The sequence below is a fragment of the Pseudoalteromonas sp. Scap06 genome, assembly GCF_013394165.1.
In the GTDB taxonomy this organism is placed as follows: Bacteria; Pseudomonadota; Gammaproteobacteria; order Enterobacterales; family Alteromonadaceae; genus Pseudoalteromonas.
This window is the reverse complement of sequence record NZ_CP041331.1, coordinates 398,919-419,986: the sequence shown is the minus strand read 5'-3', so window position 1 is coordinate 419,986 and position 21,068 is coordinate 398,919. Positions and strand designations below refer to the sequence as shown.

The 21,068-nt window shown below is 39.1% G+C and carries 24 protein-coding genes; 15 read left to right on the top strand and 9 right to left on the bottom strand.

What is annotated here, in order from left to right:
- The first annotated feature begins 33 nt into the window (after positions 1-33).
- Positions 34-381 carry a hypothetical protein gene (locus FLM47_RS17325; RefSeq protein WP_178957108.1) on the top strand — a complete coding sequence of 116 codons (348 nt, stop codon included), beginning with the start codon at positions 34-36 and terminating at the stop codon, positions 379-381.
- Positions 382-434: 53 nt separating this feature from the next.
- Here FLM47_RS17325 and FLM47_RS17320 read toward each other — a convergent pair whose 3' ends face one another.
- On the bottom strand, positions 435-854 hold the full coding sequence (locus tag FLM47_RS17320; protein WP_138606472.1) for a hypothetical protein: 420 nt from the start codon (positions 852-854) through the stop codon (positions 435-437).
- A gap of 267 nt (positions 855-1,121) precedes the next feature.
- On the opposite strand from FLM47_RS17320, the gene asd reads away from it, so the two are divergent.
- Together asd and FLM47_RS17310 are read left to right on the top strand one after the other, a co-directional pair.
- Complete coding sequence (gene asd / locus FLM47_RS17315) at positions 1,122-2,261, top strand: aspartate-semialdehyde dehydrogenase (RefSeq protein ID WP_178957107.1); 1,140 nt, start codon at positions 1,122-1,124, stop codon at positions 2,259-2,261.
- A gap of 137 nt (positions 2,262-2,398) precedes the next feature.
- Positions 2,399-4,357 carry a methyl-accepting chemotaxis protein gene (locus tag FLM47_RS17310; protein WP_178957106.1) on the top strand — a complete coding sequence of 653 codons (1,959 nt, stop codon included), beginning with the start codon at positions 2,399-2,401 and terminating at the stop codon, positions 4,355-4,357.
- A gap of 37 nt (positions 4,358-4,394) precedes the next feature.
- Here the strand turns inward: FLM47_RS17310 and FLM47_RS17305 are convergent, their stop codons facing one another.
- The gene (locus FLM47_RS17305; protein WP_178957442.1) at positions 4,395-5,198 is read right to left on the bottom strand and encodes an ion transporter; all 804 of its coding nucleotides are present in this window, start codon (positions 5,196-5,198) and stop codon (positions 4,395-4,397) included.
- Positions 5,199-5,299: 101 nt separating this feature from the next.
- On the opposite strand from FLM47_RS17305, the gene FLM47_RS17300 reads away from it, so the two are divergent.
- The 5 genes from FLM47_RS17300 (at position 5,300) to FLM47_RS17280 (ending at position 7,546) form a co-directional block, all read left to right on the top strand.
- Positions 5,300-5,506, top strand: a complete 207-nt coding sequence (locus FLM47_RS17300) for a hypothetical protein (protein WP_178957105.1) — start codon at positions 5,300-5,302, stop codon at positions 5,504-5,506.
- Between the two features lie 6 nt (positions 5,507-5,512).
- Positions 5,513-5,800, top strand: coding sequence for a hypothetical protein (locus FLM47_RS17295; protein WP_178957104.1), 288 nt, complete (start codon positions 5,513-5,515; stop codon positions 5,798-5,800).
- A gap of 137 nt (positions 5,801-5,937) precedes the next feature.
- The gene (locus FLM47_RS17290) at positions 5,938-6,132 is read left to right on the top strand and encodes a YwbE family protein (protein WP_008468098.1); all 195 of its coding nucleotides are present in this window, start codon (positions 5,938-5,940) and stop codon (positions 6,130-6,132) included.
- Positions 6,129-6,647 (top strand): DUF4240 domain-containing protein, encoded by a 519-nt coding sequence (locus FLM47_RS17285; protein WP_178957103.1) that lies wholly within the window; start codon positions 6,129-6,131, stop codon positions 6,645-6,647. The genes FLM47_RS17290 and FLM47_RS17285 overlap by 4 nt, the downstream gene beginning before the upstream one ends.
- A 443-nt stretch (positions 6,648-7,090) precedes the next feature.
- On the top strand, positions 7,091-7,546 hold the full coding sequence (locus tag FLM47_RS17280; RefSeq protein ID WP_178957102.1) for a hypothetical protein: 456 nt from the start codon (positions 7,091-7,093) through the stop codon (positions 7,544-7,546).
- On the opposite strand, the gene FLM47_RS17275 is transcribed toward FLM47_RS17280, so the two are convergent.
- The 3 genes from FLM47_RS17275 to FLM47_RS17265 all read right to left on the bottom strand — a co-directional run bounded on the left by FLM47_RS17275 (position 7,543) and on the right by FLM47_RS17265 (position 9,701).
- The gene (locus FLM47_RS17275) at positions 7,543-8,799 is read right to left on the bottom strand and encodes a Y-family DNA polymerase (RefSeq protein ID WP_178957101.1); all 1,257 of its coding nucleotides are present in this window, start codon (positions 8,797-8,799) and stop codon (positions 7,543-7,545) included. The two genes, FLM47_RS17280 and FLM47_RS17275, sit on opposite strands and share 4 nt — an antisense overlap.
- On the bottom strand, positions 8,787-9,200 hold the full coding sequence (gene umuD / locus FLM47_RS17270) for a translesion error-prone DNA polymerase V autoproteolytic subunit (protein ID WP_010388819.1): 414 nt from the start codon (positions 9,198-9,200) through the stop codon (positions 8,787-8,789). The genes FLM47_RS17275 and umuD overlap by 13 nt, the downstream gene beginning before the upstream one ends.
- An 81-nt stretch (positions 9,201-9,281) precedes the next feature.
- Positions 9,282-9,701, bottom strand: coding sequence for a MarR family winged helix-turn-helix transcriptional regulator (locus tag FLM47_RS17265; protein WP_178957100.1), 420 nt, complete (start codon positions 9,699-9,701; stop codon positions 9,282-9,284).
- Between the two features lie 103 nt (positions 9,702-9,804).
- Between FLM47_RS17265 and FLM47_RS17260 the strand changes: the two genes are divergently transcribed.
- From FLM47_RS17260 to FLM47_RS17250, 3 genes are all read left to right on the top strand, one after another.
- Positions 9,805-10,551, top strand: a complete 747-nt coding sequence (locus FLM47_RS17260) for a siderophore-interacting protein (RefSeq protein ID WP_178957099.1) — start codon at positions 9,805-9,807, stop codon at positions 10,549-10,551.
- Between the two features lie 142 nt (positions 10,552-10,693).
- Positions 10,694-11,683: an LLM class flavin-dependent oxidoreductase gene (locus tag FLM47_RS17255; protein WP_178957098.1), complete on the top strand. Its 990-nt coding sequence runs from the start codon at positions 10,694-10,696 to the stop codon at positions 11,681-11,683.
- Between the two features lie 237 nt (positions 11,684-11,920).
- Positions 11,921-12,871 carry a patatin family protein gene (locus FLM47_RS17250; protein ID WP_178957440.1) on the top strand — a complete coding sequence of 317 codons (951 nt, stop codon included), beginning with the start codon at positions 11,921-11,923 and terminating at the stop codon, positions 12,869-12,871.
- 59 nt (positions 12,872-12,930) lie between these two features.
- On the opposite strand, the gene FLM47_RS17245 is transcribed toward FLM47_RS17250, so the two are convergent.
- The 3 genes from FLM47_RS17245 to FLM47_RS17235 form a co-directional block, all read right to left on the bottom strand.
- Positions 12,931-13,788, bottom strand: coding sequence for a DMT family transporter (locus FLM47_RS17245; RefSeq protein ID WP_178957097.1), 858 nt, complete (start codon positions 13,786-13,788; stop codon positions 12,931-12,933).
- Between the two features lie 150 nt (positions 13,789-13,938).
- Complete coding sequence (locus FLM47_RS17240) at positions 13,939-14,649, bottom strand: AraC family transcriptional regulator (protein WP_178957096.1); 711 nt, start codon at positions 14,647-14,649, stop codon at positions 13,939-13,941.
- Between the two features lie 75 nt (positions 14,650-14,724).
- Entirely contained in the window at positions 14,725-15,156 is a 432-nt protein-coding gene (locus FLM47_RS17235) for an Lrp/AsnC family transcriptional regulator (protein WP_054201566.1), read from the bottom strand.
- A gap of 167 nt (positions 15,157-15,323) precedes the next feature.
- On the opposite strand from FLM47_RS17235, the gene FLM47_RS17230 reads away from it, so the two are divergent.
- The 4 genes from FLM47_RS17230 to FLM47_RS17215 all read left to right on the top strand — a co-directional run bounded on the left by FLM47_RS17230 (position 15,324) and on the right by FLM47_RS17215 (position 19,986).
- Complete coding sequence (locus tag FLM47_RS17230) at positions 15,324-16,406, top strand: ornithine cyclodeaminase (RefSeq protein ID WP_178957095.1); 1,083 nt, start codon at positions 15,324-15,326, stop codon at positions 16,404-16,406.
- Positions 16,403-17,314: a citrulline utilization hydrolase CtlX gene (ctlX, locus tag FLM47_RS17225; RefSeq protein ID WP_178957094.1), complete on the top strand. Its 912-nt coding sequence runs from the start codon at positions 16,403-16,405 to the stop codon at positions 17,312-17,314. The genes FLM47_RS17230 and ctlX overlap by 4 nt, the downstream gene beginning before the upstream one ends.
- Positions 17,315-17,440: 126 nt before the next feature.
- Complete coding sequence (locus tag FLM47_RS17220) at positions 17,441-18,847, top strand: sodium:alanine symporter family protein (protein WP_178957093.1); 1,407 nt, start codon at positions 17,441-17,443, stop codon at positions 18,845-18,847.
- Positions 18,848-18,939: 92 nt separating this feature from the next.
- Entirely contained in the window at positions 18,940-19,986 is a 1,047-nt protein-coding gene (locus FLM47_RS17215) for a patatin-like phospholipase family protein (protein WP_178957092.1), read from the top strand.
- 460 nt (positions 19,987-20,446) lie between these two features.
- Here the strand turns inward: FLM47_RS17215 and FLM47_RS17210 are convergent, their stop codons facing one another.
- Complete coding sequence (locus tag FLM47_RS17210; RefSeq protein ID WP_178957091.1) at positions 20,447-21,010, bottom strand: YSC84-related protein; 564 nt, start codon at positions 21,008-21,010, stop codon at positions 20,447-20,449.
- Positions 21,011-21,068: the final 58 nt, after the last annotated feature.

Below are 21,068 nucleotides of genomic sequence, written 5' to 3'. Positions count from 1 at the left end.
TTTTATAATTTTATTTTAAAAGGAACAATATCCATGAATTTAATAAGAAAGGTTATTAGCTCAGTTGTTATATTTGGTTCTTTTGGTTTTGCGAATGATGCTCTAGCTGCAAGATCATGTTCTGTTATTGTCGATGATATTCAACTAAATCATTCTCAGGTAATTGTAAAGACAACTAATAGTATTACTCACTTGGCTAATGACAAGTTAACCTTAGCTTATCAAGATAATCAATTTGGCCAGATCTTAGAAAAGCTTGCTGAAGCAAAAGGTTTAGAAACGCCTGTAAAAATTTATATACTCGAGGAGTTTAATGGTGATGATGCGCGCAGTTGTAATGATAGCATTACTGACTATATAGGATCAGTTCATCGCATCTAATGGTCTAAATTGTTTGTAGCCCTATAATTAGCATAGGGCTACAATTGAATATTTTACTGACACTTTATAGTTGCATAAAGTTGGTAGCATTGGTTTTTACTACCGGTGCTTTTCATTGTCCATAATTGGTTATACCAATCAAAGTTACCATAAGCGCTTTCATCTTCCCCACAAGTGATTGTGCTTCCTGAAATTTCTTGGTTATGACCACGTTCTTCACAAAATTGATTTCCATTTGTAGAGCCTACAAAAAACTGCTCTAAGCGTCCATTTATCCATACCTTTGGGCTGTAATAAGTTGTTGCAGTATTGACTAGTACGCCTTGTCGCTCTTCCACATTTATTTCTGCGCGTTCAAAATATACTTTTTCATTTTCTTTAAATGCCATTGTGTTTGCTGAAAGCGTTGTATCTGCAAATACATTAAGTGATGCTGAGCTTAAAGCGAGTAGAGCGAAAGTAAGTGTCTTCATTATCTTTTCCTTTAGTTGAATGTAGAATTACACAAAACCTCTTTTTTCAATGTGCCTTCTAAGCTTGGTAAATACAGGTTTCAACAAGGTTAAGCTTTTATTAAAGTTTAAAATAATCGTTGTATGCTTTTGCATTTTTTACATTATGAAAAAAATTTGAGTTAGACTTTATTCACTAGTTTTAGCGTGCTGGTGGTGTTAGTTTAAGGCTGTAAAAATTAAATCTCACGCAATGAATTTTTAATTTTTAATGTATAGGCTCCTTTTATGAATCAAACAGTGGAACAAACAATGAAAAAAGTAGGATTAGTCGGATGGCGCGGCATGGTAGGCTCAGTATTACTAGAGCGAATGGAACAACAACATGATTTTGCACATATCGACACCACCTTTTTCACCACCTCACAGGCAGGTCAACTTGGTCCTGAGTTAGCTGGTCCTGCTAAACCGCTTTTAGATGCTAGTGATATTTCTGAACTTGCAAAAATGGACATTATTGTTACCTGTCAGGGTGGCGATTATACCAATGCGGTGTACCCAAAATTACGTGAATCGGGTTGGGATGGCTATTGGATAGATGCGGCCTCTGCGCTGCGTATGAGCGACGACAGTATTATCGTACTTGACCCTGTTAACAAAGATGTCATTGAGCAAGGGCTTGAGCAAGGCGTTAAAACTTTTGTAGGTGGTAACTGCACGGTTTCACTTATGCTGCTAGCACTGGGCGGTTTATTTGAGCACGACCTAATTGAATGGGTAAGCCCAATGACTTACCAAGCAGCGTCGGGCGCCGGTGCGCGCAATATGAAAGAGCTTATTGCCCAAATGGGTGCTATTCATACGAGTGTTGCAAAGCAATTAGATAATCCAAGTTCAGCTATTTTAGAAATTGATAAAATAGTCAGCGAAAAAATGGCATCGAGTGATTTGCCACAAGACCAGTTTGGTGTACCACTGGCGGGTAGCTTAATCCCATGGATTGATGTGCCTATGCCAAGTGGCCAGTCTAAAGAAGAGTGGAAAGCACAGGTTGAAGCGAACAAAATTTTAGGCTCTTCTAAGCAGCCAGTACCTATTGATGGTTTATGTGTACGCATTGGTGCTATGCGTTGTCATAGCCAAGCGATGACAATTAAATTACGTGAAGACATTAGCGTTGAGAAAATAGAAGAAATCTTAGCATCGCACAATGAGTGGGTTAAAGTAATTCCTAATCAGCGCGACGTTACCAGCACCGACTTAACCCCAGTTAAAGTAACCGGTTCGCTAAGTATTCCTGTTGGCCGTATTCGTAAACTCGCTATGGGACCAAAATACATCAGCGCCTTTACCGTAGGCGATCAGCTGTTATGGGGTGCAGCGGAGCCACTTCGCCGGATGCTACGAATTATTGTAGACGGTGAATAACTTTCTAGTTCGCCAAGTAAAAGGGTTAGCTAATTGCTAACCTTTTTTATTGCCTCTTCGAAATATTCTCATATTATTTCTTGCTCAACCCCTTTAGCCACACTATATTCTTAAGAGTGTTTTTAGAGGTTAATTGCATGAATATATCAAAAAAATTAAAGCTCTCTTTTGCATCTGCAATTGCCTTGCCGTTATTAATTATAGCTGCTTTAGTTATTTCACAAACTAGAGAGCAAGCACTTGATAATTTTTCTCAGTTAAGTGAACGTGAAGCCCGCCAAGTTGATAATGCAATTACTATGTTTTTTGCTGAAATTGCTAAAAATGTAGATTACTTAGCCTCCCACCAAACGATTAAAAATGCCCGTGAAAACATAAAAACCCATATGAATGTTGGCACTAAGGTAATGCTTGATCACCCTAACCAAAGTCCGACGGAGCAAGCTGCTTACAGTTTATTTAATCATTTTGGTGAGACTCACCCTGGGCTTGCTTATATTTACATGGGGAATGAACAAGGTGGTTATATTCAATGGCCTATGGGAAACGTAAACGCTAATTATGATCCTCGCCAGCGCCCGTGGTATAAAACGGCTAAACAAGCCAACGGTAAAACAACCCGTACTAATGCTTATTACTGGGCCGCTGATGATTTAGTGATTGTATCTACGGTCAAAGCCATTATTGATAACGGCAAGTTAATTGGTGCTCAAGGGATGGATGTTTCATTGGGCGGGCTTACCGATATTATTGCCGATATTAAATTAGGCGAAACAGGTTACTTAATGTTGATTGAAGACAGCGGCAGTGTGCTGGTGGATGTGAAGCACCCAGATTACCGATTTAAAAACCTAGCTGATATTGAGGGCGGAAAATACGCCGATTTAGCTAAAAACAACAAAGGCCTGTTTGATGTCGATATTGATGGAAAACAGTATATGGCCAATATTTACACGTCTCCCATTTTAGGGTGGAAGTTTATTGGGGTGGTTGAAAAATCCGAGGTAATGAGCGCGGCCAATGCAATGGCTTACACCATTTTAATTATTAGTGCTGTGTTAATTGGTGTGTTTATTGCGATAGCGAGTTATATTTCTAAGCTTATTTCCGCTCCTATTGTTGAGGTAAGTGATGGCTTAACTGAAATATCGCAGGGTGGCGGTGATTTAACCCAGCGCTTAGCAATTAAAACTAAGGATGAAACCGCTAAACTAGCCACCAGCTTTAACTTATTTTTAAATCTGATCAGTGAGTTGGTGACGCAAATTAATGAATGCGCACAAAATGTTAGCAAAACCTCATCGCAAACCTCATCTCAAGCTGTGCAATTAACAAGCTCTACCAGTCAACAACAACAAGCTTTAGAAATGGCGGCAACGGCTATTAATGAAATGGCTGCTACTGCTAATGAAGTGTCTAGCAGTTGTGCGAATGCGGCGGATTTAGCGGTTCAAACACAGCAAGCATCGGACTTGGGGCAATCGGTTATTACACAAACCGTAGAAAGTGTGGTTCAGCTGTGCGATGTAATAAATAATGCTTCAGCAGACATTACTAAGCTCGATAGTGAAAGCGAAAATATTATGTCGATTTTAAGCGTTATTCGCGGCATTTCAGAGCAAACTAACTTATTGGCTTTAAACGCAGCCATAGAAGCTGCGCGAGCTGGTGAGCATGGGCGTGGTTTTGCCGTGGTTGCAGATGAAGTTCGTGCGTTATCGCAACGTACTGCCGAGTCGACCGAAGAAGTAGCATCGCAGCTTGATAAATTACGCACTATGTCGTCTAAAGTGTCTAAAGACATGGAACGCAGCATAGAAACCACGAATAAAACTGTAGAACTTGCGCACTCGGCGCAACAACAGTTTAGCGAGATCACGGCGTCTATTGTTAATATTAGTGATTTAAACACCCAGATAGCGACTGCTGCAGAAGAGCAGCAACACGTAGCTGAAGACATAAACCGAAACGTAACGGAAATTAAAAATTCGGCTGATGAGGTTAGCGATATTGCTGTTAGCACCAGCGAGAACGGTAATGAAATGAGCCGTCTTTCTTTAATGTTAACGGACTTAGTTGGCAAGTTTAAAGTATAAATAATAGGGCAAGTACATACTTGCCCTATTCAATCTGCTACTTATTCTTAAGTAATTGTTTTAACTCTGCCAGTTGCGCCTTCAATTCGTTTACTTGGCCTTGAGTTGCGGGTAGTGAGTCAGTTTCGGCTTGCTCTTCTCGTGCATTGCGATGCTCCTCACTCATTACTTCTAAAATAGCCCCCACCATCATATTTAAAAATACAAATGCCGTTAAAAAGATAAAGGTTAAGTAAAAAATCCAACTTAATTTGTACACCGCCATGGTTTCGTACATCACGTCGGTCCAATCTTCGAAGGTGGCGATTCTAAACAAGGTAAGCATAGAAATAGAGACATCGCCCCACAGTACTGGGTTTATTTCAGCAAACAACATGCTACCTGTGGCAGCATAAATATAAAAAATCACAAACATTAGCAGCGCGATATAGCCCATTTGCGGGATGGCTTTTATTAGTGAGTTTACCAATAAGCGCAGCTCTGGGATCATAGACACTAAACGTAGTACGCGGAAAATGCGCAGCAGTCGAGCAATAAAAATAGTCGAACCTGCAGCAGGATATAAACTACCGATCACTATAATGAAGTCAAATATGTTCCAGCCTTTGGAGAAAAAGTCTTTGATCCCTTTACTGGCAATATAACGAATAACCAATTCGATTAAGAAAAACACCGTAATGCCTATATCCATCCAATGCAGAAATAGCTCAGCGGTAGGGTGCAAAGAATAGGTATGTGCGCCCACGGTCAGTGCAGAAACCACAATAACTGCAATAACAAATGATTGAAATAATTTACTTTTATCGATACGCTGGAACAGCTCTTGTAACTGCGACAACATCATAACGTGCCCTTAACGGTTATAAATACAAAACCAGTGCAATATACAGCAAAAATAACGAAAATCAGTAGTTTTCCGGTTAAAATAATAAGGAATTTTGAATGCTAAATAATAACTTAAAGTATCTACTTTCGTTATCGGTAATCGCAGTGTTAACAGGGTGTAGCAGCGATAGCCGCTATCATGAAATTCAATCAGCCCGATTAGATGAATGCAGCCATATGGCTGACAAGGAATACCATGAATGTGTTAAACAACAACAAGACAGCTACAAAGAATTTAAAAAACAACAAATCGCCGAGCAGTAATAAACCATGACCAAAACCCAAAAGCAGCTAGATAAACGTATTCGTCAACAATTAACAATTGCTTGCGAGCAAATAAAAGATAACGTTGAGGGCTTTAGCTTTCTTACTCACTCGGTTGATTTAAACAATTTACCTTCTAAGTTTACTGTAAGTTGTTATTTTATTGATGCTATTGCACTAGAGCAGGCTAAACAAAATAATCAGCTAGATTACATTGTGCAGCTTATTTGTAATGCATTAGCTAGTTTAAATATCCATATAAAAAACAATGCTATTTCATTTCTTAAGCAGTAAAAATAGGTACTGTGTTTTTGTTTAATTATCCCTCATTTTAAGCTGTATTTGGCATTTATGGTCTTAGTAAAAGCTTTAATATGGAGAGATTCTATTAAGCAGGCTATAATCGCAAAAAATTGTAATAGAGATTAAATATGGCCGTTCCAACACGCTCACAAATAACGCCAGGCACAGAGGTTAATATTGTGCTTAAACAAGATCAACGCAGTGGTACTTTAACCAATGGTATCGTGTCGCGTTTATTGACCAAGTCACCTAATCACCCGCACGGAATAAAAGTACAATTAGAAGACGGCCAAGTGGGTCGGGTAAAAGAGATCATTGCATGAGTGAGTTAACCTTAACTGATTTTTGGCGACTGGTTACAGTTGAAGATAAAACCGCAGAGCCTGACTCAGTGTGCCAATTGCTTAAGTCGGCACTGAGTGACTTATCAGATGAGCAATTAATTGAATTTGATAAGCAGTTTAGTATTTGTATGCGTCAAAGTTATACCTGGGACTTATTTGGTGCCGCGTTTGTTATGGCGGGCTGTAATGATGAATATGGTTTTTCAGAATTTCGTTGTTGGTTAATTTCTCGTGGTGAAGCCGTATTTAAAGCTGCACTAGAAAACCCAGATAGCCTGGCTCAGTGCACGCCGCTTTATTTTTTAAACGAGCAACCTTATCCGTATTTAGATGAGTATGACCTAATTGCAGGTTTGTTATATGAAGAGCGTAACGACGATGAGTTATCCTTTATCCCATCAGGGCTTGACCAACCTAAAGGTAAGCGCTTTAAAGACAAACCTAAGTTTTTAAAACAAAATTACCCGCAATTATTTGCTAAGTATTGGCAATAACTCAGCGTGTTATTAATGCATTACTTAATTAACCTGAACTGCGGATAATAAATTCATCTCAAGCAGCTATTTTCAGCGCTAACTGCTTTGAGTTTACTTGCAATAGGCTAGCTATTGACGCGTAATTTCGCCTTGTTTTCACTAAAAATTTCTAGCTAGAGAAAAGTAGGTAAAAATATTTTTTGATTCAACATGTTAGTAAATCTTTTAACCAGAGTTCAGGTTAATCACAAGTAATGCATTTTCTTCCCCCTTTATGTAATAAAGCTTACGTCTAGTTTAATCTTATTTGTTGTTAGCTACGTATTTTAAGTTAGTTTTTGCGCAGCTGCTCATAGTAATACGACTTCGCATCTTTTATAGTAAATCTCTGTTATAGTTAGAAATAGCTAAGCATCGTCACAGTGCTTGATCATGGTTGATACACGAGGATAGAGCTTATAATGAAATGTTTCACACTGGTTTTACTTACCATAAGCCTTTTTAGCTGCTACGCAGTGGCAGGCCCAAGTAATAAAACTCGCTTTATTCCACTATTAAAAACTAAGCTAGGTAATTACGAAGTTACCTCAAGTAACTCGGGTTTGTGCACTAATAGTCGATTGCAATTTAATAACCCTGAAGATCCTGAGCAAGGTTTTAGCTTAGGTAAAGAGATTTTGTTTAACTCATTACACAATGGCACTCGTACTATTCAAAAGCCTAATTATTGTTTTATTACCAGCTCACTTAAATACAAAACTAATGGCCTCGAAAATGGTTTACGTATGAGCCGATGTGATAATCCAATTCACGAAAGAACCATTAAACAAACCATTACTTTTTTAACCGATAGCACCCTTAAATACACCTTAGATAACCCAAGTGTAGAATGCGAATTTATTAAAGTTGCTGACTAACACTGTATTTTAGGAATATCGCGCCAACGGGTTGTGTATTGCGGCGATAAAAAAGCTCTATTCATATGCCAGCGTTCATTTAGTTGGCTGCTTGCTACGCTAAGCATTCCTTTCCCAAAGCGATGATTTATCGCATCTAAGCAGCCCATTAACTGCGGGTTATCGGTTTGTTTCTCAAATAAAGTATGTTGTTGAAACTGCTGTGGGCTAAGCTCTAATGCACCCACTCCGCATTTATAAAAACGAATACCCGGCTGATATATCTGCTCAAAACTCTTTGATACTGCACTTGCTATAACACGGGTATCGTTAGTGGGCGGGTCAAATTGATGCATAGCTGACTTTTTATAAAAGGCTTGCTCATGTGATGAGCTGGCAGCAAAAATATAAATACGATGAGTTAGCGACTGTTGCGCTCTTAATTTTTGTGCAACTACACTGGCATGATTTATTAATGCGGTTCTCACTGCATCAGGATCGCTAAGGCGCTGGCCAAAACTACGCGTTGAAAAAATAGCTTGTTTGTCTTGGCGCACATCATCCCAGTTTAAACAGGTAATGCCATTGAGTTCGTTAATTGTACGCTCAAGCACTACGCTAAATTGGCGACGAATTGTTTTTGGACTTTGCTCAGCCAGCTGCCATGCGGTATTAATATTCATTAGCGCCAGCTTTTTAGCTATACGTTTGCCCACTCCCCATACATCCTGGCAGTGCATTTGCTGTAAAATAGCTTGTCGGCTTGCTTCATCATCAATCACGGCAACCCCATTAAAGCCAGCTAGTTTTTTAGCAGCATGATTCGCGGCTTTGGCTAAGGTCGGTGTTGGCCCAAAGCCAACCCCAACAGGGAGTTTGGTTTCGCGCCATACTGTACGTCTAATTAGCTGTCCGTAGTGGTGCCAATCAGTAATTAATGGCTGATAGCCTTTAAAGTGCAAAAATGATTCGTCAATACTGTAAATATGCTGGGTATCACAAAAGCGAGCAATAACGTTCATCATTCTATCGCTTAAATTAGCGTATAGTTCGTAGTTAGATGAGCGCACCACCACCTGATGTTTTGCTAGTAATTGCTTTACTTTAAAATAGGGGCCAAATTTAGGAATATTAAGCTTACGGGCAATAGGGCATACCGCACATACGCAGCCATCGTTATTGGTAAGCACCACAACTGGTTTTGAACGAATTGCGGGGTCAAATACCTTTTCAGCACTGGCATAAAAAGCAACCGCATCAACTAAGGCATACATGAAAGTATCTCAGGGCTTTGCCGATGCAACCTAATTGAGCGGGTTACCACGCCTTCAAGCTGAAATTCATCAGACTCGGTTAATTGCACGGGCTTATAAGCAGCAGAAGCCGAGAGCAGCCGCGCATTAGTTTTATCTAGCAGCTTACATACAAATAAACCATTTAAGTTTGCCACAATAACATCGCCATCTTTGGGAATTTCAGCACGGTCAACTAACAGTAAGTCGCCCTCAAAAATACCAATTTCTTGCATAGAGCATCCGGAGGCAACGCCAATAAAGGTGGCATCAGGGTGTTTTATTAATAGCTCGTCGAGTGATATTCCTAACTCACTATACTGCGCTGCAGGCGATTCAAACCCGCAAACACCGGCCTCTATATAAATGGGAATAACAAACATAACACAACCTAAAACGCATATACTGTATAAGTGTACAGTATATGCGTTTTGTATCAGTTATGCCAAGTAATGAATGGCGGATCAATCCATGTTTTTGATCATTTGTTGGGCAGTATGTAAAAAGTCATTGATTTGCTGTGAGTTTAAGTTTTTACACATTTGCGTATTTACTTGCTCTTCGGCGGCTAATAGCTTGTCATAAAGCGTGCGACCTTCAGGGGTAAATGACAAAATAAAACAGCGCTTGTCGTGGTCACTGGCATCTTTGTTAATCAAATTTAATGCGAGTAGCTCTTTTACTAAGCGTGCTATTTGGGCTTTGTCGCGCTGAGTTTGATTAACAATATCGTTTGCAGTGCACTGAGTTGTTGTTGCAATAATATGAAAGCAGCGTACGTGCATTGCGTTTAATCCAAGCTCGCCCGCATTAATCGCCTCACGTATGGTAACGCGATAATTTTGCATTAAAGCAAATAATGTATTGGCCAATGAGATATGCATAGGGAATCCATAATGGTTGACAAAGTCAATTAAATTGATATAGTTGATTTTATCAACCAATGGAGCGTTGTGCAATTCATCTTTTTTAATGAGGTAAATTTATATGGGTAAAAAAGTACGCAAAGCAACAGTATTAAGCACAGAGCAAGTAACCCCACATTTACAACGTATTATTGTTGGCTCCGATGAGTTTAACGACTTGAGCGCTCAATATATTGGTAACTACGTAAAGGTACTTATTCCCCAAAATGGCCGCGTTGATTATAATATTAAAACTTCATGTATGCGTTCATACACTATAAGGCATGTTGATGAGCACACCGGCGCACTTACCCTCGACTTTGTAATTAATATGCACCAAGGTCCCGCAACTAATTGGGCTAAAGAAGCAAGAGTAGGCGATGAGGTAGGTATAGCGGGGCCAGGCCCTAAAAAGCTAGATAACTATGAACACCCACATTACATACTACTTGGCGATTTAACTTCGGTTAATGCAATTAAAAGCTACGTGCAACATCTGCCTAAAAACGCAAAAATTGACGCGATTATTCATGCACCAACAAAAGATGATGTGATCAGCTTAGAGTCGCCGCGAGATGTAACTTGGTTAATAACACATAAACCAGATACAGATGTGATAAACGCATTAAAATCGGTGCCGCTTAGTGAGCAACAACCTATTGTATTTATGGCACTAGAGGCCGGATTAGTACGCAAAGCAAAAACCGTATTAACTGATGAATTAGCGATACCTCGCAGTCAGATTGTTTCATCGGGTTATTGGAAAAAAGGCCTTGATTCAGAGGCCTATAAACTAAACCGCCAACAAACTGCAGCTAAAAGTAGCTAGCTTTTTTGTCGCTCAATCGCAACACCTTAGCGTTTCAAGATAAGCTGCCTTGAATTGGTGTAATGTACACCCATCTCTTACTTTAGATTTATTATTTATGGCTAGCACGTCATAAGTCGCTATTTAATTTGGAGATGCTGCTTTGTTATCAACTATCCCTTTTTCATTACTTGAACTGGCGCCTATGCAAAAAGGGGCCACGGTTAGTGACACCTTAAACAAAAGTACAGCCTACGCACAAAAAGCAGACCAATTAGGTTTTAACCGTTTTTGGTTAGCCGAGCATCATAATATGCCTGGGATTGTTTGTGCCGCCACTTCAATTTTAGTAGGGCACATAGCCGGCAACACTAAAAAAATACGCGTAGGGTCGGGTGGAATTATGTTACCTAATCATGCGCCTTTAGTTGTGGCTGAGCAATTTGGCACCTTAGAGAGTTTGTATCCTGGTCGAATTGATTTAGGGCTAGGGCGCGCACCAGGTAGCGATCCGGTGACAAGTCGCGCCTTAAATAACGACATTAGCCGCGCTGAAAACTTTCCTAATGAAGTAAGCGAGTTACAAACACTATTAGGCCCATACGATGGGGCTAAGCGTGTACGAGCAATACCCGGTGAAAACACTAATGTACCTATTTGGCTGTTAGGCTCAAGTTTATTTAGTGCCCAGTTAGCAGCGCAAAAAGGATTACCCTATGTATTTGCGGGGCATTTTGCACCGCGTTTTGTACATGATGCAATAGCCTTGTATAAACGAGAATTTAAACCATCAAGTGTATTAGTTAAGCCTTATGTAATGTTGGCATTACCTTTAGTGGCTGCCGATACAGATGAAGAAGCACAATATCTATCAACCACTTCAAAACAGCGGGTACTGTCGTTAATCAGAGGCGATGAGTTGTGGTTAAAACCCCCAGTTGAAACAATGGAGGGCTTATGGAGCGAACAAGAGCGCACTCATGTTGAGAGCTTTTTAGGATTAAGTGTTACTGGTGGGCCAGCGAGTATTAAACACAAATTAGAAATGATCGTGAACCAATTAGAGGTCGATGAGCTTATATTCACCAACGATTTATATGACGATGAAAAACGTCATCGTGCGTTAAAAATACTAATGGAAATAAAGAACTAAGCTGTTTATTAAGCAAGCGTACACGCAACCATAGTTACACTAATAACCAAATAGAGAATCGAATAAAGATTGAGTACAAATAAATGATTTATATTTTCAATCGAACTTATTCAATTAATCTGTTTTAAGGATTTAATCAAGCACGTTAAAATAAAACCATATTCCGTTAAGTTAACAACTAAGAGGTACACCGTGAAATCTCAAATAAATGTTGCTCCACACACATTCAATAAGCCTATGCACCCCAAAACTGCATTGATTGCTGAAGGTGGAGGTCAGCGAGGGATATTTACAGCCGGTGTACTTGACGCGTGGTTAGAGCAAAACTACGACCCGTTTGATTTATTTATAGGCACCTCTGCTGGCTCGCAAAATTTAACCAGTTATTTAGCGCGTCAAAAAGGCTACGCAAAACGCTTGATCAGAGGGCTTTCGCGTCATAAACGTTTTTTTCAGTTAGGTCGAGGCCTAATGGGTAAACACATTGTTGACTTAGACTGGTATTTCGAAAAAACCACTGAGGTTAATAGAGCATTAGACTTTAAAACGGCAAAAAATAGCCTTGGTGATAGAGAACTACTGATCACTACAACCAATGCACGTGATCGTAAACCGTATTATTTATCTCCTACTGGCGATGGCAAACACTGGCGAGAGCTATTAAAAGCGTCAAGTGCTTTACCTTTTTTGTATAAACAAGGTGTTCAACTCACTCCTTGGTTAGGCTCAAAAGCGGCAAACGAAGCACATTTAGCTGCAGAGCAATCGAATGAAGATTTTTATTTAGATGGCGGCTTAGCTGCGCCATTGCCTGTACGCGAAGCTTATAACCGTGGCGCACGAAAAATCGTGGTAATAAGAACCGTTGATGAGAATTTTCAAGCGCAAACTGCATGGGTTCAAAAGCTTAGAACATTTGCATGTGCATCGGGCTACTGCCCAAAAACACTTGATTACTTGATTCAACACGAGCAAGCATACCTAGACGAGCTTGAATTTATTGCTAATCCCCCAGATGATGCTGAAATTATTCAAATTTTTGCTAACGAAAAGCTACATAGCAAATTGTTAGGCAGCTCTAATGATGATTTACGCTTTGATCATAAACTAGGTGTAAAAGCAGGCCGCGCTTATTTAAAAAGCCAAAATACACGTATAGTAGATTATGCACACAGCTACGCCATGTAGCTGTGTATCAACGCTTAAACTTAAATTACCACTTAAGTTTAAGCGTTGATAAAATTAAACTATGCTTTTTTTAAACTTATCGATGGCCTTTTATTGCTAATCGCCGCCCCTAATAAAATAAGCGCTAAAGCTATAAATACTGACCAACTAAAGGGAGTCTGCGAGGCGAGTATTAAAATAAAGGTAGAGAGCACCGGCGTTAAAAAACTCAATGAGGCTAATAGCGATCGGTTACCAAATTTTAAGCCATGATCCCATAAATAAAATGCACCACCCACTGGGCCTAATCCCAATAAAATAGCACATAGCCATTGTGAAACAGACAAACTAATAACGGTTGTTTCAAAATAAAAATGTGCAAAAAGGGCAAGCACTGCCACAATAAGTGAAAGCCAGCCTATGTCATCTACATGGCTATCAAATTGCGACATTAAATAAGAATAACTAGACCACAGTACCGCGCAGCAACCTGCAAAAAAGTACCCTAAGTAATACTCACTATTGATAGATAATCCACTGCCATCGGTAATTAAACTAAGCGTGCCTAAAAACCCCAGTAATCCGCCTAATATTGCTTTAAATTTAGACCCAGGGGTAGCCACAAATACACCCAGTAATAATGGCCAAAGATACACTATTAAGCTTACCTCTATTAAGGGGCCGTACTTTAAAGCCATAAAATAACAAAAGTGAAAACCAAATAAACCAGTAACACCTATTATCATTTGTTTTTTAGAAAGCTTAGGAGGGGTTAATAAAGGCTGTTTTGATGCAAAACGCTTTACTAATAAAATAATAAAAGAGAGTGCAAAGCACATGAAAAGCAACTGAAAAGCAGGGAGCGCTTTGGTTAAATTACCTAGTAAAGCTAAAAGCCCCCACGAAAATATTGCTAAAAAACCTATGTGTGTTGCCATTAATTACCCTCCGTAAATACTATTTACTGAGTGTATCAATGTAGCTTTTTAAAAATGTGCTAAAAAGACGGTGTTATTGTTTGCTATGACGTAATTTAACCTACGCTCTGCTTGAGCTTGCTTTATTATTTCGTGTTTAAGTTATCTATATTACTGCTTTGCAAACGCTTTAGGTGGCTGCCCAAAGTATAAATTAAACCGGCGGCTAAACGCAGAGGCATCGTTATAACCAATGCGCTCGCCTACTAAAGCAATCGGTAAGTCTGAATGGGTTAAAAGGGCGCGAGCGTGCTGCATTCGCAACATAGTTAAATATTGCAGTGCACTCATAGTGGTACTTTTTTTAAACACAGTTTTAAATTGCGTAACGCTTAAACAGGCTATATCGGCCAGCTCTTTTAACGTGTAGGGGTAGGCTAAATTTTGCTTAACAGTGGTTATTACATTATCTATTCGCTTATCAATATTACTGTGGCTGCTTTGCTTACAAAGTAATAAGTAAAATAAATCAAAGGTTGAATTAGTAAGCTTTTCATCGCTAACAACGAGCAGTTGCTGCTCTATAAACTGTAAGTAACTTAATAAACGGCTATCTATTGAGATTTTAGGGTATAAAAGGTTAATAAGGTTTTCAGGGAGCGCGTCTAAATCTGCCACAATAAAACGTGCGGCTTCATCGGCCGTAAAGGCATGCACTAGGTTTTTCTCTATAACGATACAACTACCCGTACTAACTGTTGTTTTAAAGTCATTATTTAACGTTATGAAAATTTCACCGTGTAAGGGTAAAACAAGTTGATGGTAATTGTGCTGGTGGCGTTTTATATCTTGCGAATAATACCGAATAGAAAGCTTATTCATTGCCTACTCCATTACCTAATAAATAAACCGAGTATTGCCTAAAATACTTTAAGTAAAACATGGCGTTAATAAAACCTAAGTAGATGATAATAATATACTGGTTTCGCTATTTAAAATGCCTTCTATTTCGCGCACTTGTCTAAGTACGCCATCAAACTCACCTAAATTTGCAGCCTGTATTTCAGCCACTAAATCCCAAGCGCCGTTGGTTGTATGTAACTTTGTTAGCTCTGGTATGCCGCGCAGGGTTTTAATTACCTGCGATGTAGATTTTCCCACCACTTCCACCATCATTATTGCTCTTACAGCCTCGGTTTCTATGTGTTCATGTACACGCACCGTAAAGCCTAATATAGCGCCGGATGAAACTAAACGGTCTAAGCGATTTTGCACCGTCCCGCGTGACACCTTTAAAACATCGGCTAGGGCTGAAATAGAAGCGCGGCCATCTTTTCGTAATTCGGCTATTAATGCGTTATCTAAGGAGTCGTAAATGTAAGGGGTCATAAAACGCCTTGGGTTATGTGTTTATTACAAATTACTAAATTTGTACTTTATTGCATAGCAATTTGCTAAAAAATAACATTATTTGTATAAACTTTTGGCATTTTAACTGTCACCTCTGGCCTATAAACTTATTTCAATTAACTTATATAGTCATTAAAGAGGTGTTTATGAGTCATTTTATAGCAGAGCCAAAACAAGGTGTTCCATTTGTTAGCGTACAGGCAATGGCTAAACTTATAACTAAAGTCGGAATAGAAAACGTATTGCTTGAGCTTACCCAAAGATTAGAACACGACTTTGCTCGCTGGAACGAATTTGATAAATCGCCACGTTATGCGGCGCACTCTCCGGATGGCGTAATAGAGCTTATGCCCGTAAGCGACGGTAAAATGTTTAGCTGTAAATATGTAAATGGTCATCCAAAAAACACCTTTAAGGAACTTCAAACCGTTGCCGCGTTTGGTATTTTATCGGATGTTGATAGCGGCTATCCGGTTATGATCAGCGAAATGTGCTTACTCACGGCCTTACGCACAGCGGCTACATCGGCGCTTGTGGCAAAGTATTTAGCACCCAAAGACTCAACAACGCTTACATTAATTGGTAATGGTGCACAGTCTGAGTTTCAGGCATTGGCTTTTAAAGCCGTATTAGGCATTACCCACATTCGTTTATACGATATTGATAAAAACGCCTCTAAAAAAGCCTACAACAACTTAAGTGGCTATGGTTTAAATGTGACTATATGCAATAACGCAGAAGAAGCCGTACAAGGTGCGCACATTATTACAACCTGCACAGCCGATAAAAAAAATGTCGCTATTTTAACCAGCGATATGATCCCGCAAGGTGTTCATATTAATGCGATTGGTGGCGATTGCCCTGGTAAAACAGAGCTTGATTCGCAATTGTTAGGGCGCGCAAATGTGTTTGTAGAGTATGAGCCGCAAACCAGAATAGAGGGCGAAATCCAGCAAATGTCCGAAAACTTTGCAGTGACCGAGTTTCATAAAGTAATTAATAAACAAACACCTGGGCGTACAAGTAACGACGAGCTTACTATTTTTGATGGGGTAGGTTTTGCGAGCGAAGACTTTACCGCGCTGATTTATATTAAAGACGCGCTGGTGGTTGCGGGTGAGTTTGAACTACTTGATTTAATTACACAACGAGCTGATCCGCGTAATTTATTTTCGGTACTTAATAGTGTACAAACATCAAAAGCAACTAAGCAAGAGCAAGTCGCATGAGCCACATAAAGCAAGCACCGACAGCGGTGGTGATGGTGCGCCCGCATCACTTTACATCTAACCCACAAACTATGTTAGACAATACGTTTCAAAGTACCTGCAACTCACAAAACCAGAGTCAGCTTGCCTTTGACGAAGTAACTAATGCGGTCAAATTATTACAAAACGAGGGCGTAACAGTTCATCTTTTTGAAGACGAACATACGCACACGCCCGATTCTGTGTTTCCAAATAATTGGTTTTCTACCCATCAAAGTGGCGAGCTAGTTATGTACCCAATGTACGCAGAAAACAGAAGGTTAGAATATCGAAAAGATATTATTGATTTTTTGACTAATCACTATAAAGTGTTTTCTGTGACTGATTATTCATTTTTATCGAAAGAAAATGCATTTCTAGAAGGTACAGGTTCGCTTGTTATTGACCACCCCCATAAGCTTGCTTATGCAGTAGAATCGAAGCGCACTAATAAAGCTGTAGTTAATACAGTATGCGAGCAATTAAAGCTAAAACCTGTTGTGTTTAACGCCTACGATGAGCAAGGTACTGCGGTTTATCATACTAATGTATTGATGTGTGTAGCCACACAGTTTGCCATGATCAGCTTAAATATGGTGCCAAATAGTCAGCACAAACAATTAACTAGCCATTTTATACAAAGCCATTTAGAAGTAATAAACTTAACTAATGAGCAAATAAATAGCTTTTGCGGCAATGCAATAGAGCTACAAGGTACAAATGGTCGTATTTTAGCCCTCTCACAAACGGCGTTTAATGCACTTACAACCGAGCAAAAAGCAGCAATACAAAAAACAGCTAAACTTGTTCCGTTACCTATACCAACCATAGAGTCGGCGGGAGGTTCGGTTAGATGCATGATTGCGGGTATACACCTGCAAAGTAAATAACCTACCTCTAAGTCAACATTCTAAGGCAGCTTAGCTCCGCTAAGCTATGGCTAACATGCATTATTAAATGCAAATTACTCAACTACTCGCTGAGTAAAAACATAATAAATACAAAAGGATTAGCCCATGTTCGATATCGTAGTAAAAAGTGTCAATGGCCTTTTATGGGGCGAAGGGCAAGTACTTATTTACATTCTCCTATTTACCGGAATATGGTTTTCAGTACGCTTAAAAGCAATTCAATTAGTTAAATTTAAGCACATGTTTAGCCTGCTAAAAGGCAGTAGTAAGTGTAATAAAAACGATATTTCATCATTTCAAGCGCTCTGTACTGGGCTGTGTGCTCGAGTAGGCACAGGTAATTTAGCCGGTGTGGCTGTGGCTATATCACTCGGTGGTAGCGGTGCCATTTTTTGGATGTGGGTTATTGCTATACTAGGTATGGCAACCGGATTTGCAGAAAGTATTTTAGGCCAGGTATATAAAATTCGCGACAGCAATGGCGAATTCAGAGGTGGCCCTGCGTATTATATTCAACAAGGCTTAGGCAGTCGTGCATTTGCTATTGTGTTTGCCGCCTGTTTGTTTTTAGGTTACGGCTTTACCTTTAGCGCCATGCAAACCAACACCATTACTGATGCACTAAATTACGCATTTGAAATACCCACTTTTTACTCAGGTGTTGTGATCACACTTTTAGCAGGCTCTATTATTTTAGGTGGCTTTAAAGCCATTGCCCGATTCGCCGAGCGAGTAGTGCCTGTTATGGGCATCGTGTTTGTGCTTGTTGCTGTAGTAATTACACTGATTAACTTCACCCAAGTACCTGCCATGCTTAAAGATATATTTTTATCAGCGTTTGGCTTGCAAGAAGCTGGTGCAGGCGCCATGGGTGCAGCCATTAAAAATGGTATACAACGCGGTTTATATTCTAATGAGGCTGGCGCGGGAAGTGTGCCGCATGCATCGGCTAGTGCCAGTCCAATGCCAAACCACCCAGCGACACAAGGCTACATACAAATGTTAGGGGTGTTTTTCGATACCATCGTATTGTGCAGTTGTACCGCGGTTATTATTTTATTGGCCGATATAGATATAAGCGGTGAAATGGAAGGCATACGCTTAACACAAAGCGCTATGACCTCACACTTAGCGCAAGGCGGCGTGTATTTTGTAGCCGCTGCCATTACTTTATTTGCTTTTACCTCGGTAGTTGCTAACTACGCCTACGCCGAAAGTAACCTCCACTTATTTAAGCTCGATAACAAAGTAGGGCGCAGTATTTATACTTTGCTTTATTTATCAATGATGTTGTGGGGCGCATCAGCCACCTTAAAACAAGTATGGGATTTAGCTGATATTGCTCTAGGGTTAATGACAGTAGTAAACGTAATCGCTATTATACTACTCACACCGACTATTTTGTCTGTTACTAACGACTACCACGCACAAAGAGACAAAGGCATAGAGCCTGAGTTTAAGGTAAAAAACGTAAAAGTGCAGGGCAAATGTGAAGACGGAATTTGGGATTAAGATTAAAGTTTAAACTTGTTGTTGCATAAGTATTCATTTTTAAATTTGGCTTTAACAACATTAAACTGCGACTCTACAGGTAGTATTTTTAGATGATCGACATTTATGCGGGTAAAACTGCAGCAAAAATAATAAACGAACAAGGTTTTAAACCCGAGATTTTTACCTCTTTTTTAGGGGCAAGTGGTGGCCCTAAATGGTTTACCTTATTTGGTTTAGACAAATATATATTTGGCGAATTTTTTAAACATCGCACCCAACCGCTTAATTTAATTGGCTCATCTGCTGGGGCTTTTCGTTCAGCCTGTTTTGCACAAAACGATCCAGTTGCAGCCATTAAGCGGTTAGCAAAATCGTATTCACAAACCCGATATTCTAGTAATAAACCAACGCCCGCTGAAATTACACTAAAAGCCCGCGCATTATTAGATGATGTATTTGGTGATGATGGCGTTACTGAAATTATAAATAATCCTGTTTTTAAAGCGCATTTTATTGTCGCAAAATCTAACGGGTTTATTGCCAGCGAACATAAGTTAATACAGCTTTTGGGTTTATCAAAAAGTTATATGCTTAACCGCGTTAATCGTAAATTATTAGGCGCTCAGTACGAGCGTTTTATTTTTGGCGCGCCCAATAGTAATTTAAGTATTACCGACAGTTATAAGTTTAAAACACAAAACATTGAACTTACTCAAACAAATTTGAAAGATGCCTTATTGGCATCGGGCTCTATACCACTAGTAATGCAAGGTATAAAAAATATTGCCGGTTCGCCACCAGGAATTTACCGCGATGGCGGAATAATTGACTACCACTTTGATTTAAAAATTAATAATCCAGGTTTAATTTTGTATCCGCATTTTAATAGCGAGCCAAAAGCAGGGTGGTTTGATAAAAACTTAAAACGTAAAGTAGCACCACAAAATTACGACAACGTTGTGATGATCACCCCATCAAAAGAATTTATAGCCGGCTTACCTTATGGAAAAATTCCAGACAGAAACGACTTTACCGATCTTGATGCAGACACTCGTATTAAATATTGGAACACCGTGTTTAGTGAAACTGAGAAATTAGCTGAAGCGTTTGATAATAAATTAAATGCTGATAACTTTGATTTGAAGTTATATAACTAATTTAACTTTAAAAATTAAAATAACCATCTCAAGTGATATAAATGAAAGAGTGTAAGCCTTTATATTAAAGTGTTTAAGTTTTAATTATATTTAAAAGCTGGTTTTTTAGGTCAGATAAATAAGTGTTCTAAGTTTTATTTTATGCTTTAAATGTTTTATACATGTTTTCTGCTATTCGTTAAAAAATGAAAAGAGAATAATAAACATCGTATATTGGATTCTATAAGCGTAAAATTATTTTAGCTGATAGCTGATAGCTGATAGCTGATAGCTGATAGCTGATAGCTGATAGCTGATAGCTGATAGCTGATAGCTGATAGCTGATAGCTGATAGCTGATAGCTGATAGCTGATAGCTGATAGTTAACTACCCATAAATTACGTTATGTTAAATTGAGTGAATTAAATTAAAGTGGGCGTAATCCATAAAACTAGCCCACTTATGATAGGGTTTTGATAGCTTAGTTTAGCTCAGAATCTACCCAAAATTTAGTGCCTTTTAAAACAGCTTGCAGTGCAAGGCCACTTTCGGTTAAAGAGTAAACAGTAACTTGGTCAGCAAGAGCTTCGGCAACTAAAGCGCCACCTTTATCTTGGTATTTTGCAGCAGCATCGGCATTACCACCGAACGCCCAACCATGTTTAATAAATCTATTTAACGCTGCTTGATCGTGAAAAACCATCACAATATTGAAATCTTTAACACCTAAACCTAAGCCTAAACCAGCTTCGCCCATATTCATATAGGTAGATTTTCCGGTTAGGTTATTTTTTACTACACCGTACCCACCACCAAAACTGGCTAAAATAACGTTTACATTGGCATTATCAAATACAGCATAACCGGCAGAGTTTGCAATTTGAGTTTTAACATCTGGTTTTTTTTCGTATAAAGCAGTTAATGTATTCGATTTCATACTTTGTACTAAAGCACGTTTTTCTCCAGGAGAAGCACTGCCTGTAGTAGCGCAACCTACTAATAAAACGCTAATAACTAACATGCTCAACAGAAGTAATTTTTTCATGATTTTTCCTTTAATAAGGTATATGGTTAATAAATCTGCATTTAGCATAAATATCAAA